Below are 15,082 nucleotides of genomic sequence, written 5' to 3'. Positions count from 1 at the left end.
TTCGGGTCTGCGACGCAATCATGTTAGCTGCATCAGGTTGAAATCAGACTTCTTTGGTAAGCTCGGCATCTCGCTTTTGCCGCACACCCAGACCTGCCAAAAAGGTAGCCATCATCACCTCAATACTCCGATCCACTTCCACAGGTAAACCAAAGCCGCCCTTTTGTTCAAGCGAGGCGAATCCATGAAGCAGACTACGGAATCCCCTCGCTGCATGAATGCAATCTTCTTCCTTAAAGCCATAACCACTGGATAGGACGGTAATGACCAGCTCGGCCACGCGATCCGCAGCCTGCCTCATTTCGGTATCATTTCGATCAGTTGCATACAGCATCGCTTCATACAAACCTGGTCGCTCGCGAGCATACCGCATATACGCCTTCCCCATAGCGGTCAGCGCATCTTCGCCCGCTCTACCAACCGCTGCGCTCATCAAAGCTTCCTCCAACTGTTCGAGGCTGTGCAATGCTAGTACTTGGCGCAGTCCGTTCAATCCGTTCACGTGGTTATACAAGGACGGAGGGCGAATGTGCAGCTTTTGCGCCAGCGTGGTGAGCGTGACATCCCCCATCCCTTGTTCATTGGCAATGTCCTCGGCAGCCCGCAGGATATCTTGCAGTTTTACTCCGTTTCTAGGCGACATCATCCTGCCTCCTTCCATCGAATTTCTATGTAATCGGGTTCCTTATGCATATAATGAGTCGATCCAGATTCTATTTTAACTAATCCTGTTAGTTTATACAAAGAAAATGCCATTTACAACAGCCGACCTGCATCGAACCTTTATAGAAGAGCATAGCAGGCATTACTGATATAATAAAAAAATAAAATCATAAACGGAACGGATCTGATCCCTTTCTCGATCCCTTACAAAGGAGCTAGCTATATCTATGGAACCCAAGCCACTTCCAGCTATTGAATTCAATCACATTATCAAATATTTCACCGGGTCTGGACAGCAACGTGCTGTTCTGAACGGGATTACAGCAAAAGTCTCCCCCGGCAAAATCACCACGTTGGTCGGTCCATCGGGGTCTGGTAAAAGCACGTTGCTTTCACTGTGCAACCTCCTAATGACACCGGATGAAGGAGACATCCATGTCCTCGGCAAACCTATATCGGAGTGGGAGATCCCTGAACTGAGACGGAAAGTAGCATTGGTTTTTCAGGATGCCCCCATGCTTCAGGGAACGGTCTTATACAATCTCCAAACCGTAGAACGGCTGCACGGTACAGTACTGGAAGATCCTGCCGGCCTGTTGGAACGCGTAGGACTTACTCGCGACCTGTTGGAACAAAAGGCGCAGGAACTGTCCGGCGGACAAAGACAGCGCTTGGCCTTGGCGCGGACACTCGCGAACCGTCCGGATATTTTACTGCTGGATGAGATTACTTCTGCACTGGACCCTGCCTCGGTCAAAGAGGTTGAGGAATTGCTGCTGCAAATGAACAAAGAAGAAGGAACAACGATGATCTGGATTACGCATCATATGGAACAAGCCCGCAGGGTAGGCCACGAAACATGGCTGATGATCGACGGAAGACTGATAGAACAAGCGGATACGGAGACGTTTTTTAATGCTCCACAGCATAGTGAGACCCGCAGGTTTGTAGCAGGAGAATGGGTATGACGATTGTTGCCTTGATTCTCTCTCTCGGTTTTGTATTTATCGCCATCGTCATGTCCAAATCCTTCAAACTCGGTCTGGACCGAGACATGATCATCGCCACAATCAGAGCGTCGGTTCAACTGCTGGCGATTGGATATGTATTGCATTTGATTTTTGGGATGCAAAGCTACGGATTTATCGTATTATTCATTCTGCTCATGATTACCGTAGCCTCACAAAATGTTGCGCGCAAAGGACGATTTATCCCCGGTCTCATGTGGAAATCATTCCTGACGCTGCTGTGTGTGGAAATCGTTACACAGACATTCCTCATTGGCCTGCATATCATTCCTGCGACAGCCCGGTATATGATTCCGATTAGCGGCATGATCATTGGCAGTTCCATGATTTTGTCCAGCCTGCTGGTGTCCCGGCTCAAGTCGGAAGTCCTGCTGCGCAAGCCTGAAATCATGCTCATTCTGGCGTTAGGCGGCACGCCTAGACAAGCCATCTTCCCTATACTCAAGGATTGCATACGTTCCAGTATGATTCCAACCATTGAGGGGCAGAAAACGCTGGGGCTTGTCCAGCTTCCCGGCATGATGACCGGACAAATCATCGCAGGTGCCAATCCGATTGCCGCCGTGCGTTTGCAATTGCTCATCGTATTTACCACCATGACCTCTGCTATTTTGACCAGCGTGCTGCTCAGCCTGTTCATTTATCCGGCATTATTTAACCGCCAGCAACAACTGCACACAGAAGCATGGGAACGCTAATCAGGTGAATATCCCCAGTTATCTGTGATTTCACAAAATAAAAGAGACATGTTTAATTCCTGACACAAAGGTTAATAGATACACGTACCCGCTTTACTAAAATTCGATGAGGAGTGATTGAACATGGCTAACAACAACCAAAATGGCAAAATGAGTCGCGAAGAGGCAGGACGTTTAGGTGGAGAAGCTACTGCTAAAAATCACGACAAAGAATTTTATCAAGAGATTGGCGAAAAAGGTGGCGAAGCCACTTCCAAAAGTCATGGCAAGGACTTCTACCAGGAAATTGGTGAAAAAGGCGGCGAAGCCACTTCCAAAAACCATGACAAGGAATTCTATCAAGAAATCGGACGCAAGGGCGGCGAAGCCCGTGGCAACTCAGACCAAAGTGATAGCGACGGGAAAATGAGCAGGGAAGAAGCTGGCCGTAAAGGCGGCGAAGCCCGCGCACGTCAGCGTAGAGATAACTGACAATAGGGAGTATGTGGTCGGTGCAATTGCAATGTAGAGGCACAGACTGCATATAAACATGAAGTATAGTGGACGTTTATGTTATAAAAGCCTATCTGCCGGAACAACGGCAGATAGGCTTTTTGTGTGAAAGTTACTTTCGTCAACCGATCATACGCCTTACAATATACATAAACAGGTTAATTAACCAATCATACATATTTTATTACAAATGAAAGAATGGATTATAGGAGGTTTGCGCGAATGTTGATTACAAAGAATAAAACGGCTCACTCATGATAAAATATCCTGCTCTTTAATTCGTTCGACTTGACCATTACTGTACTCTTTAACAAATTGACCATCCGACGTTTTGTAGACAATATATGTGCCATTTGCTTTAGCGTCCAGTTTTGCTCTATCTCCAGTTAGTTTGATTAACTTGCCTAGGTCGTGTGTACGATTCATTCAGCCATCACCATCCCATCCAAATCATATATCGAGAGTATATCATAAATCGAAAAGTCTGAAAGAATCCAGCGTCACTCAAATCCATACGAATACCGCACGGCCAAAAATCGTGACAAGTAAATAGGATCGAAATATTGTCTTTTTAATACATTTTAATAAATAAATTTGGAATAAATGCTACCTTCAGTTTTTTTATTCGTCTATAACAACAAATACAATTGCGGAGGTACAGGCAATGAAATCTTTTCGTTTTTGGCTAGTCCTAATCTCATGTCTAGTTATTACTGTTAATATTACGGGGTACGACGACTATAATATACTATTGGCTATCATTAGCCCGCTAGTTTGGATGTATGAATCATTTCGATTTGTGCGAGAGGCAAACATCCCCATAACCATTGTTTACTTTACTACACTAGTTTTCTGGTATCTCATTGGATACGCTTTGGACTGTTTGATTAGAAAATTGAAAAATTAAAATCACTTGAAATTACCTTCTAAATTGTCGTCTACTTTGTCAGGCTCGTACTCGACCGTTCTGTAGTCAGGTGATGAAGGAATCATATTGATCACAACATTTCTCATTTGTAGCTTGTACTTTCCTTCCTCAAAAGCAAGAATATGCTTAATGGAAGGTAACTCCATATCCTCATACTTCGTTATCGACGAAACAACAATCTTGGAAGGGTTAGAATCATCCACAGACACGATACGATAATCAATCGGTGTTCCCTGGGCTTTTAGAAAATTAAGCCGTGCCCGTTCTGTTTTAAAGCGATAATCATCAGACAGTGAAAGCATCTTGTCGTAATCGCGACTCATAGAAGCGTTCATATATTCTGAAAATGTCGAGACAGCAGCCTCTTTGGGCTTATCGGGAAGTTTATAAGATTCCTTACCTCCTCCAAAACCTGTAGCAATTACGGTCAAAATCCCTCCTAAGACAACCAAGCAAGCCAACTTATTACGCGATACAATCCTCAATAAATAACCCCCCCTTTGTTGTAAATTTTACCACCTATTTTAAACGTATCTCAACTTAAAAGGCACTGTAAAACGCAGCATAACTTCTTGTAAAATCGCATTCATTTAAATCCAAGGCCATTCTTTTCATATAATTTTATTTTAACGTAAATACTCACTGAATACCTTTGTTACCTTATGTAATGTCGTCTTCCCATCCTGTAAACTAAGTTCCATCAAGCGGTAACCGCTGGATCATAGAGAGGATGAGATATTTATGGGTTTGGATAATAGAGTTTTTGCGATACAAGCTGGTCTGGACGGACGTGTAAATGCAGTTATAGATCAAACCCTTGCCGAGAAGCGCCTGGTCGGCGCAGTCGTCATGATATATATGGACGGTTCACCCGTGTATGTCCGAGCGGCGGGGCTGGCTGATCGAGAAGAACAACGTCCTATGCATGAGGATGCTTTATTTCGGCTTTCTTCTGTATCCAAACCGATTGTATCTACTGCGGCTTTGGTTTTGGCAGCCCAAGGATTGATTAAGCTCGATGAATCTATTGAACGCTGGTTGCCCGATTTTCGTCCCCGATTAATCAGTGGTGAGCAGCCCTCCATTACAGTACGCCAATTGCTGACACATACTGCCGGGTTGACCTATGGCTTTTTAGAGGAAGAAGGCGGCGGCCCCTATCATCGTGCAGGCGTATCAGATGGCATGGATTTTTCAAATCTTACACTGGAAGAGAACTTGCAACGTTTGGCTTCTGTGCCACTGTTATATACACCGGGTAAAGCGTGGGGATATTCGATTGCTACTGATGTGCTCGGCGCTATCATTAGCCGTGTATGTGGCACAACCCTTGATGCTGCTGTTAAAAAGCTCGTTACCGAACCTCTCGGTATGCACGACACCAGTTTTGCGGTCGCGGATGCTGGACGGCTTGCGGCTCCTTATGTCAACGATATATCAGAACCCCGGCGAATGCGTGAGCTTGAGGTTGCGCAGGTTTTTGAAGGCACCGCAGGACTTCGTTTTCAGCCTGCACGAGCCTTTGATCCCACGGCTTTCCACTCTGGTGGCTCTGGTATGATTGGCAGCGCAAAAGATTTCATGCGGCTGCTGGAAACACTGCGAAACGGCGGCAATCCGTTACTTTCAGAGGAATGGGTCCGCGAAATGGGCACCATCCAGACCGGGAACCTTCCTTTGGCAGGCTGGCCGGGGCGGGGTTTTGGATTAGGATTCACCGTACTCCAAAATCCCGATGAAAGCGGAACAGCAGAATCACCCGGAACGTGGCGTCTCGGAGGAGCTTACGGTCATTCGTGGTTCGTTGATCCCGCACTAAGACTTAGTGTGGTCGCCTTTACCAATACAGCATTTGAAGGGATGTCAGGTCCGTTTACAACCGAGCTTTGCCAAGCCATTTACGGTAGCTCAAATAGGGTCTAATAAAGTGGGGGTTACATGTTTATGGTCTACAGGCGAGGACAGGACAATTAACGTGGTAGAGTGCCCATGCTTTCCACACTCATCCCCGAACTGCTCCAGCTTGAGCATAGACTCAACCATGACTTTCAGTAAGTAATTTTGCTCGCCGCTGATTCTATGGCACTCAATGACTTCAGGTGCAGATTGGCAAAACTCAACAAATGAATTGCATTGATTCGTGTGCACGAGCACGTGAGCCATGATCGGTTTTCCAACTTTCTCATGTGAAACTATGGCACGATACCCAGTGATAATACCTTTATCCTCCATGCGCCGCACTCTTTCCGTTACGGCAGGCTGGGAAAGCCCAACCTCCTTTCCCAGCTCGGTCATGGAGATACGCGCCTGGTTTTGTAGACACAACAAAATTTTATGATCCACTTGATCCATCAAACCAGCCTCCTTAAGTTCAAGGTAATATTACAAAAACACAATTATTATTATGTATTATTTCGAATATTGCCTTATTATTTTATGATTTAATGAAATATTAGCATGCAAAACCAAGGACGTAAAGCAGGAAGACGTGGAAAGGGAATGAAACTAATGAAATATAGTAAGCCCCTGCTTTTCATTGCGCTTGGCCTATTTGGTGTATACACGATTGAGTTCGGTGTGGTTGGCATTTTGCCGGTCATCATTGAACGGTTTCATATTACGGCAGCTCAGGCCGGGTTTCTTGTCAGTTCATTTGCATTGATCATCGCGTTGTTCGGTCCCTTCATGGTGCTATTGATGTCCAGGTTTAACCGCAAGCGAATCATGACAATGTCGTTGTTTGTTTTTGCCATAACAAGCTTGCTGTCAGCCTATACATCCAACTTTTATCTACTAGTGATTTTACGTATCATTCCGGCTCTGTTTCACCCGGTGTATTTCTCGCTTGCCTTTGTCGCTGCCACTGCGTTGTATCCCCCGGAAAAAGCAACGCAAGCTTCCGCCAAGGCCTTTCTCGGCACGAGCATGGGAATGGTACTCGGTATTCCAATTACAGCCTATATCGCCAATCAATTTTCATACGAGGCCTCCTTCTGGTTTACTGCGGTAGCGAATGGGCTTGCAGGGATCGGTATTTTATTTATGCTGCCGGATACACCGCAAGCCGAAATGTTCTCCTATCGGAAGCAGCTTGGCATTTTGCGTAAAGTATCGCTGTGGCTCAATATCGGGGCGGCTACTTTTATTTTTGCAGCCATGTTCTCGGTGTATAGCTATTCTGCCGAATATTTGGGGCAAAATACAGGGATGAGCAGCAAGGTTATCAGTTTTCTGCTTATTATTTTCGGCATCGGCGGAATGCTCGGCAATCTGTTGGCTGGCAAGCTCATGGGCTTGCATAAGGTACGCACCGCTCTTTTTCATCCCGTAGTCTTGGGGAGCACCTATTTGCTGTTGTACGGGATCAGCTCTTCATTTATCCCTACGCTCTTCATCATTATTGTGTGGGGGGCCGTTCATACCAGCGGACTGATTGTCGCCCAGATTTGGGTGATTGATGAGGCCAAAGAAGCTCCCGCGTTTGCCAACAGTCTTTATATCTCGTTTATTAACCTAGGGGTTTCACTGGGCTCGCTGGCAGGGGGGTGGTTTATTGCCAGAGCGGGGATCCATGGGACGTTGTGGAGCGGTTTGCTGTTCGCCATGCTGGCGATGGTATGCATCGGGTCTAAGTTGATTTATCCACGTATTTTGCGAAAACATAAAGGATTAGATGTGCAAAGCTAAAAAGTTGCAAGAGGGCCAAGCCTGTTATCATAAAAAACCGGTTCAACACTTTGTATGGTGTTGAACCGGTTTTTGTTTAAAGATTGATTCCTGCCTGTCGGAGTGGATCATGCCCAGCGATCACGATGCTTGCCCCTTGCTGTGCTGCTTCTATGGCTGTTGCCAGCCCTATACCTGCACTGCCGCCAATCATGACGACACGTTGATTATGTAAATTCATATTATTCTCAGCACCTTTATAAGTATTATATCATAACTATTTTTAAGACATACTCAATTTTTATCGTATGGGCTTTCCTGTACCGTGCTTTTGCGATAGGATGTCGGCGATTGGCCCGACCAGCGCTTGAACTGTCTGCTAAAATGCGCAATATCCCCATAGCCGAGCATATCGGCAATTTGTTGCACCGACCATTGCGGATCAGCCAACAGCAACTTGGCCTCATGCAGCACAAGCTCAGATAGATATACACGGGGAGATACGCCGAAAACGCTACGGAATACTCGATTACAATGGGACACGCTAATACCTAGCTCGGATGAAATCCCCTCGATCCCATCCTGTTTTTCCACCGATCCGGCCTGTCCATAAGGCTGATTCACTCTGCCCTGAAGACGACTGGCAATCTGATGGGCAAGCTCTGCCTGCACATATCCACGCCCCGGCAGATGGGCCGCTTCACTGGATACAGCCTCCCACAATGTTGCGAACAGTTCAAACACAGCAGATTGAATTCGCATACGCTTTGCCACCGAATCACTACCTATTCCTATGTCTTCTGGCGTTGAAAGATCGAGCAGCTTGCTCAACGCTGGTCCCATCTGACCTGCCACGGTGCCTTCAGCTGGAAACATCACCTGCTCCAGACGACTCAGGAGCGAGAGAAACAGCTTATCATCAATGTCGAAATGCATACAAAAATACGTAAACCCCTCTCCGTTACTATGGCTCGAATGGACAATACCCGGTCGCAGCAGCACCAGATCACCCTGTCGCTGGGTATAGCTGCGACCATCCACAACCATGATCTGTTCTCCCGCAAGCACGATGTTAATTTCATATTGAGGATGCTCGTGTGGCGGATAGCTCCACTCTCTTCCGACACTTCGTGTATGAATGGCAAACAAATTGACCGTGGTCCGTACATCGGGAAAAAAGAATTCCTCTCCGGCAGCTGCAAGATCTGGATGATGGGGACGCTTCGGTAAACGTGGTGACGACATGTTTTCCCTCCTGGCTTACTTACATGGATATACTCCAGTATATCGCTTTCAGCGCGATTTGGATAAATAGTTGAGCGATTTGACAATGGTTTCCCGCCATTTGACATGCTAGGCTCTAAGTGAAGTTAGTCAAAGTTAAACCTTACTATGAAAGGGGTTTCATTATATGTCGAAAAATATATTTTATAACACGCAGCATGCACCTATCGGTTCTTTTTCCAGCTTTACGCTTGGGTTTAAGGGCAATCGCGGCGGACTCGGTTTGGAGCTAGGCAAGCCTGCCGATGAAAATGTATATATTGGGCTGCAATCCAGAGATGGCGGATCATACGAGGCGCTTCCCTTTTTTGCATCCACACAGGATGAAAGTGCCCGCTACGACGTGGAGAAAAAGGGTAAACGAACGGAACCACAGCTTATGGCCTTTGCCGATTCAGACATTACCCGTGAGCTAAAAGCAGGAACGGATACATGGCAGGCTGGTGATTTGACGTTCCGACTGTACTCTCCTGTTCGCCCGGTGCCCGAGCCGGGAACCGCGGGTATGGATGAGCTGCGAGCAGCGTTGGTTCCGGCGGTATTCGCTGAGCTAACCGTCGATAACACGCAAGGAACTGCAGCACGAAAAGCTTTTTTCGGCTATCAGGGCAGTGATCCGTATAGCGGCATACGCATTATTGGAGAAGATCCGCGTAGGAACGCTACGGATTCTACCCCATTGGAGGGAAGACTCACAGGCATCGGCCAAGGGCGCAGCACAGCCATTGTGACCAACAGCAGTGAAGCGGTACCTGCCAGCGGATTTGCAATGGAGAAGCTGCTTGGGGAGACCATGGCCGAGAATTTATCCTTTGGCCTGGGCGTGACGGGTGCGCTTCTGATGGACGTTCCCGCAGGTGAGAAGCGCACGTATACCTTCGCCATATGCTTCTATCGCGGCGGCATCGTAACGACAGGCATCGAAGCATCGTATTACTATACCCAGCTATTCAAGGATATTGAAGACGTGGGGAGCTATGCGTTGAAGCATTTTACAGACCTCACCGCAGCCTGTGTTCAGGCTAATCGCTGGATGGAGTCGGCCAGCCTGAGCCCGGATCAGGAATTCATGCTCGCTCAGGCGATCCACAGCTACTACGGCAGCACCCAACTGCTTAGTCACCAAGCGGATGGAGAACCGATCTGGGTTGTGAACGAAGGCGAGTACCGGATGATGAATACACTCGATTTGACGGCTGATCAGCTCTACTATGAATTGATTTTAAATCCATGGACGGTGCGCAACGAGCTGGAGTGGTTTGTCCAAAGGTACAGCTATCGGGATGAAGTACGTTTTCCGGGAGAAGAACAGACCTATCCGGGTGGTATCACGTTTACGCATGATATGGGCGTGGCCAACGTGTTCTCCCGGCAGGGATACTCCTGTTATGAGCTGGCAGGGATTGACGACTGCTTCTCTTACATGAGCCACGAGGAACTGGTGAACTGGCTTTGTTGCGCCACAGTATATATCGAGCAGACACAGGATCAGTCATTTACAACACGTATGCTGCCTGTCTTGTGTGACTGCTTCGAAAGCATGCTGCGGCGGGATCACCCCGACCCGGCACAACGAAACGGCTTGATGGGCTTGGACAGCTCTAGAACCCGGGGCGGCGCGGAAATTACGACCTACGACAGTCTGGACGTATCTCTGGGTCAGTCCCGCAACAACATTTATCTAGGTAGCAAATGCTGGGCGGTATATGTTGCACTGGAAAAGATATTTGCCTCAAAAGGGCTTAACTCCCTCTCACAGGAGGCTGGCTTACAGGCGGACAAATGCGCAGCAGCAATCACAGCACACATGACAGACAAGGGCTATATTCCTGCAGTTATTAAAGAAGGCAATGACTCGCAGATTATTCCTGCCATTGAGGGACTGATCTTCCCTTACTTTACAGGATGTGAGGATGCGCTTAAGCCTGATGGACGGTTCGGTGGATATATCCAAGCATTGCGGCGTCATTTGGAAACTGTACTGGTACCGGGAGTTTGTCTGTTTGAAGACGGAGGCTGGAAGCTGTCCTCGACCAGTAACAACTCCTGGCTGAGCAAAATCTATCTGTCGCAGTTTATTGCCCGCGAGCTGCTGGAGCTGCCTTGGGAAGAAGCTGGGCAAGCCGCAGACGCTGCCCACGTCTCATGGCTCCTTCACCCTGAAGAATCCTATTGGTGCTGGAGCGATCAGATACTCTCCGGCATTGCCCACGGCAGTAAATATTATCCGCGCGGAGTGACCGCTATTTTGTGGCTGTATGAAGGCAACGGCAACCGTCTGACTCTCCCTGAGCATATGAGTCGGGATCAGGAACAGCATGTCTGAGGACAATCTTCACCTGCTCAAAAGGAGGCTCCAATATGAGCAAGATTATGGATATGCCAAAAGAGAGCGGCTATGCGGCTTGGCTGCATTACAGCCGCAATAGTAAGGTAGAAAAGCTGCCCGCTTGGTGCAGGGTCATCGTGGTCCATGAGACAGATGAAGTGCTTCAATCGGCTGCGAGTGAGCTTCAGCATGGATTGACCTCCATGTTTGGACAGCAGCCGAAGATCAGCGCCGTTCCTGTGAATGCGCCGTTCATTGCGCTGGGTACGTTCCCAGCGCATCCTTTGGTCGCAGAACGATTCAGCGCAGCGGAACAGGCAGAAGTGGGCGCAGAAGGCTACCGAATTCGCGGGATAGAGATGCCAGATCCGGCATATTCAGCTTCGCATGGTAACGATGAGTTCAAAGGACAATATGTTACAGTCGCAGGGCAGACCTCCAAAGGCGTATTGTACGGAGTCTTTCATCTGCTACGCTACCTGCAAGGAGGACTAGATGGGAAGTTGAAGCCCACCACCGAATCATTGCACGCCCCCATTCTAGACCAATTATCCAACCCTGTTAATCCCATCCGCATGATCAACCACTGGGATAACATGGATGGTAGTGTTGAACGTGGATATGCGGGCGGATCTATTTTCTACGATAATAATGCCTTTACTACAAATATGGAGCGCCTGCGAGACTATGCCCGTCTGCTCGCTTCTGTAGGCATTCAAGCGCTATCCATCAACAATGTGAATGTCCATCTGGTAGAGACCGAGCTGATTACAGCTAAATTCCTACCGGATGTGGCTAAAGTAGCTGCGGTGTTTCGCGCCTATGGCATACAGATCTACTTGAGCATTAACTATGCCAGTCCTATTCAGCTCGGCGGGTTAACCACGGCCGATCCCTTAGAATCAGCTGTAGCTGAATGGTGGCAGACCAAAGCCCAGGAAGTTTACGCCGCCGTTCCCGATCTGGGTGGTTTTGTGGTCAAAGCCGATTCCGAAAATCGGCCCGGACCGTTCAGCTACGGGCGCCATCACGCCGATGGAGCCAATATGCTGGCAGATGCGTTGCAGTCCTATGGCGGACGTGTGATTTGGCGCTGCTTTGTCTACAACTGCAAGCAGGACTGGCGCGATCGCAAGACGGATCGGGCCCGCGCAGCCTTTGACCATTTTAAACCGCTGGATGGACTGTTTCGAGAAAATGTCATTTTACAGATCAAAAATGGTCCCATGGATTTTCAGGTGCGGGAGCCTGTCTCCCCCCTGTTCGGTGCGCTGGAATCCACTCAGGTACTGCTGGAATTTCAAATTGCGCAAGAGTACACCGGCCAACAGAAACATCTATGTTATCTTGTTCCCCAATGGAAGGAAGTATTGGATTTTGACACCTACGCCCAAGGAAAAGGCTTCACCATCAAGCGTATCGTGAGTGGCGCTCTGCATTCTCCCAAGCATACCAACTATGGAATAGCCGCTGTATCCAATATTGGTGCAGACACCAATTGGACCGGACATTTGCTCGCCCAGTCCAATCTTTATGGCTATGGCCGGTTGGCATGGGACCCGGACCTGTCCGCAGACGAAATCGCTGACGAGTGGGTTCGGCTGACGTTTGGCAGACAAGGGAATAGCGACGGCGACACAGATTTAATTTCTACCGTTAAGCAAATGCTGCTCAATTCATGGAATATCTACGAATCCTACACCGCCCCTCTCGGGGTCGGCTGGATGGTCAGTCCCGATCACCACTATGGGCCGGATGTAGACGGGTACGAATATTCTATGTGGGGCACCTACCATTTTGCTGATTGCCGGGGGATCGGGGTAGATCGCACGTCCGCAACCGGAACGGGCTATGCAGGACAATATTTTTCTCCCAATACTAATATCTACGAATCTATGGACACCTGCCCGGATGAGCTGCTTTTATTCTTTCACCATGTTCCTTATACACACTTGCTCCACTCCGGTCAAACTGTCATACAGCACATTTATGATACCCATTTTGAAGGTGCAGAACGTGCGGCCCATCTCCGAGACACATGGGTTAGTCTACGAGGGCAATTGAATGATGCCATGTATGAACAGGTGCTGGAGCGGCTGGAGCATCAGACTGAGCATGCCAAAGAATGGCGGGATCGGATCAATACGTATTTCTACCGTAAAAGTGGCATTCCGGACCAGAAGAATCGCCCTATTTATTAAGCAAGCTGTCTCGGCAATACTTTCATACAGACTGGAACAAGGCTTCTCTACGCCTAGGTTCGCTTTCTCCTATACTGGCATTGTCTATCCGCACATCATTAAAAGGCATGCGTCTTACTCAGACCTATGCCTTATTTTTTTGCCTGGAAACTTTTAAGCACACAGTTGCTTACGTAAAATGTCATATTTGTCCACTCTGAGTGTGCAATAAATTCTTCTTTTTATGCAACCGCTTGCTTTATACTATTTTTGTAGACGTTTACAAAATGTTGTCGAATTAGACTATGCTTTGGGGAGGATGATCGGTTTGACCTTGTATCGAAGTCTATGGAAAAAAGGGTGTATGCTTCTACTAAGCCTTGTGCTGTCTCTGACCGCCTTCATTGGCTCACCCTCTAATACGGCGAGCGCTGCGGTTGCAGATGATTTTCAGGCTTCCGTTATGGGACCGCTGGCGAAAATTAATGACTGGGGTTCCTTTAAAAAGCAACTGCAAACGTTGAAAAACAATGGCGTGTATGCCATCACTACCGACGTCTGGTGGGGCTATGTGGAGAGCGCAGGAGATAACCAGTTCGATTGGAGCTACTACAAGACCTATGCAGATGCCGTGAAAGAAGCGGGACTGAAGTGGGTTCCTATCATCTCAACGCATAAGTGTGGAGGAAATGTGGGAGATGACTGCAACATCCCACTGCCAAGCTGGCTGTCGAGCAAGGGCAGTGCAGATGAAATGCAGTTCAAGGACGAAAGCGGTTTTGCCAATAACGAAGCCCTCTCTCCATTATGGAGCGGGACTGGTAAACAATATGACGAGCTATATGCCTCATTTGCTCAAACCTTTGCTAGCTACAAAAGCATCATTCCCAAAATTTATTTAAGCGGTGGGCCCTCTGGAGAATTGCGATATCCTTCATACTATCCGGCAGCGGGATGGAGTTATCCTGCACGGGGCAAATTCCAAGCCTACACTGAAACAGCCAAAAGTGCGTTCCGCACGGCCATGAATGAAAAGTATGGATCAATGGATAAGATTAATGCGGCATGGGGTACCAAGCTGAGCAGCCTTAGCCAAATCAATCCGCCGACTGACGGGGACGGATTTTATACGAACGGCGGGTATAATTCCACGTATGGAAAGGATTTTCTGTCGTGGTATCAAAGCGTGCTTGAGAAGCATCTGGGCGTCATCGGAGCTGCTGCACACAAAAACTTCGATTCTGTGTTCGGTGTCCGTATCGGAGCCAAGATTTCCGGTCTGCACTGGCAGATGAACAATCCTGCCATGCCTCACAGCACAGAGCAAGCAGGTGGGTATTATGATTACAACCGTCTCATCGAGAAGTTCAAAGATGCGGATCTGGATTTGACATTTACTTGCCTGGAGATGAGTGACAGTGGCACAGCACCGAATTATTCGTTGCCGTCCACCCTGGTTGATACCGTCTCCTCCATCGCGAATGCCAAGGGTGTTCGCCTGAATGGTGAAAATGCACTCCCGACAGGCGGCAGCGGCTTCCAAAAAATCGAGGAGAAAATCACGAAGTTCGGTTATCACGGGTTTACGTTATTGCGCATCAATAATCTCGTCAACAATGATGGCTCACCAACCGGTGAGTTGAGTGGATTCAAACAATATATCATCAGCAAAGCCAAGCCTGACAATAATGGCGGTACAGGCAACAAAGTAACGATATACTATAAAAAAGGCTTCAACTCGCCTTACATTCACTACCGTCCGTCTGGTGGTAGCTGGACTGCTGCACCGGGTGTGAAAATGCAGGATGCCGAAA

The 15,082-nt window shown here is 48.0% G+C and carries 13 protein-coding genes and 1 pseudogene; 8 read left to right on the top strand and 6 right to left on the bottom strand.

Annotated elements, in window-relative coordinates:
- Positions 1-43: 43 nt before the first annotated feature.
- A complete protein-coding gene (locus NLX78_RS06065; protein WP_254328124.1) occupies positions 44-643 on the bottom strand; it encodes a TetR/AcrR family transcriptional regulator in 600 nt (199 codons plus the stop codon).
- Positions 644-890: 247 nt separating this feature from the next.
- Here NLX78_RS06065 and NLX78_RS06060 point away from each other — a divergent pair, with 247 nt between their 5' ends.
- The 3 genes from NLX78_RS06060 to NLX78_RS06050 all read left to right on the top strand — a co-directional run bounded on the left by NLX78_RS06060 (position 891) and on the right by NLX78_RS06050 (position 2,860).
- Complete coding sequence (locus NLX78_RS06060; RefSeq protein ID WP_254349892.1) at positions 891-1,631, top strand: ABC transporter ATP-binding protein; 741 nt, start codon at positions 891-893, stop codon at positions 1,629-1,631.
- Positions 1,628-2,389 carry an ABC transporter permease gene (locus tag NLX78_RS06055; RefSeq protein WP_029518725.1) on the top strand — a complete coding sequence of 254 codons (762 nt, stop codon included), beginning with the start codon at positions 1,628-1,630 and terminating at the stop codon, positions 2,387-2,389. Before NLX78_RS06060 ends, NLX78_RS06055 begins: the two co-directional genes overlap by 4 nt.
- Before the next feature lie 123 nt (positions 2,390-2,512).
- Positions 2,513-2,860, top strand: a complete 348-nt coding sequence (locus NLX78_RS06050; protein WP_061829502.1) for a KGG domain-containing protein — start codon at positions 2,513-2,515, stop codon at positions 2,858-2,860.
- Between the two features lie 273 nt (positions 2,861-3,133).
- On the opposite strand, the gene NLX78_RS06045 is transcribed toward NLX78_RS06050, so the two are convergent.
- Complete coding sequence (locus NLX78_RS06045) at positions 3,134-3,307, bottom strand: hypothetical protein (RefSeq protein WP_172828283.1); 174 nt, start codon at positions 3,305-3,307, stop codon at positions 3,134-3,136.
- Positions 3,308-3,790: 483 nt separating this feature from the next.
- Positions 3,791-4,294: a hypothetical protein gene (locus tag NLX78_RS06040; RefSeq protein WP_250266937.1), complete on the bottom strand. Its 504-nt coding sequence runs from the start codon at positions 4,292-4,294 to the stop codon at positions 3,791-3,793.
- A gap of 256 nt (positions 4,295-4,550) precedes the next feature.
- Between NLX78_RS06040 and NLX78_RS06035 the strand changes: the two genes are divergently transcribed.
- Positions 4,551-5,732: a serine hydrolase domain-containing protein gene (locus tag NLX78_RS06035; protein WP_254349891.1), complete on the top strand. Its 1,182-nt coding sequence runs from the start codon at positions 4,551-4,553 to the stop codon at positions 5,730-5,732.
- Here the strand turns inward: NLX78_RS06035 and NLX78_RS06030 are convergent.
- Positions 5,718-6,161, bottom strand: coding sequence for an Lrp/AsnC family transcriptional regulator (locus tag NLX78_RS06030; protein WP_023990936.1), 444 nt, complete (start codon positions 6,159-6,161; stop codon positions 5,718-5,720). The two genes, NLX78_RS06035 and NLX78_RS06030, sit on opposite strands and share 15 nt — an antisense overlap.
- Positions 6,162-6,317: 156 nt before the next feature.
- On the opposite strand from NLX78_RS06030, the gene NLX78_RS06025 reads away from it, so the two are divergent.
- A complete protein-coding gene (locus tag NLX78_RS06025) occupies positions 6,318-7,496 on the top strand; it encodes an MFS transporter (RefSeq protein ID WP_254349954.1) in 1,179 nt (392 codons plus the stop codon).
- Positions 7,497-7,587: 91 nt separating this feature from the next.
- Here the strand turns inward: NLX78_RS06025 and NLX78_RS06020 are convergent.
- A pseudogene (locus tag NLX78_RS06020) lies at positions 7,588-7,716 on the bottom strand (SDR family oxidoreductase); the annotation flags it as partial.
- A gap of 53 nt (positions 7,717-7,769) precedes the next feature.
- Complete coding sequence (locus NLX78_RS06015; protein WP_254349890.1) at positions 7,770-8,720, bottom strand: helix-turn-helix domain-containing protein; 951 nt, start codon at positions 8,718-8,720, stop codon at positions 7,770-7,772.
- Positions 8,721-8,886: 166 nt separating this feature from the next.
- On the opposite strand from NLX78_RS06015, the gene NLX78_RS06010 reads away from it, so the two are divergent.
- From NLX78_RS06010 to NLX78_RS06000, 3 genes are all read left to right on the top strand, one after another.
- Positions 8,887-11,085, top strand: coding sequence for a glycoside hydrolase family 52 protein (locus NLX78_RS06010; RefSeq protein WP_254349889.1), 2,199 nt, complete (start codon positions 8,887-8,889; stop codon positions 11,083-11,085).
- Positions 11,086-11,120: 35 nt separating this feature from the next.
- The gene (locus tag NLX78_RS06005) at positions 11,121-13,289 is read left to right on the top strand and encodes an alpha-glucuronidase family glycosyl hydrolase (protein ID WP_254349888.1); all 2,169 of its coding nucleotides are present in this window, start codon (positions 11,121-11,123) and stop codon (positions 13,287-13,289) included.
- Positions 13,290-13,596: 307 nt separating this feature from the next.
- A partial coding sequence (locus tag NLX78_RS06000) for a family 14 glycosylhydrolase (RefSeq protein ID WP_254349887.1) occupies positions 13,597-15,082 on the top strand: 1,486 nt, incomplete at its 3' end.

It is taken from the genome of Paenibacillus sp. Lou8.1 (assembly GCF_024213565.1).
Taxonomy (GTDB): Bacteria; Bacillota; Bacilli; order Paenibacillales; family Paenibacillaceae; genus Paenibacillus; species Paenibacillus polymyxa_B.
This window is presented reverse-complemented; position numbering and strand designations above follow the sequence as displayed.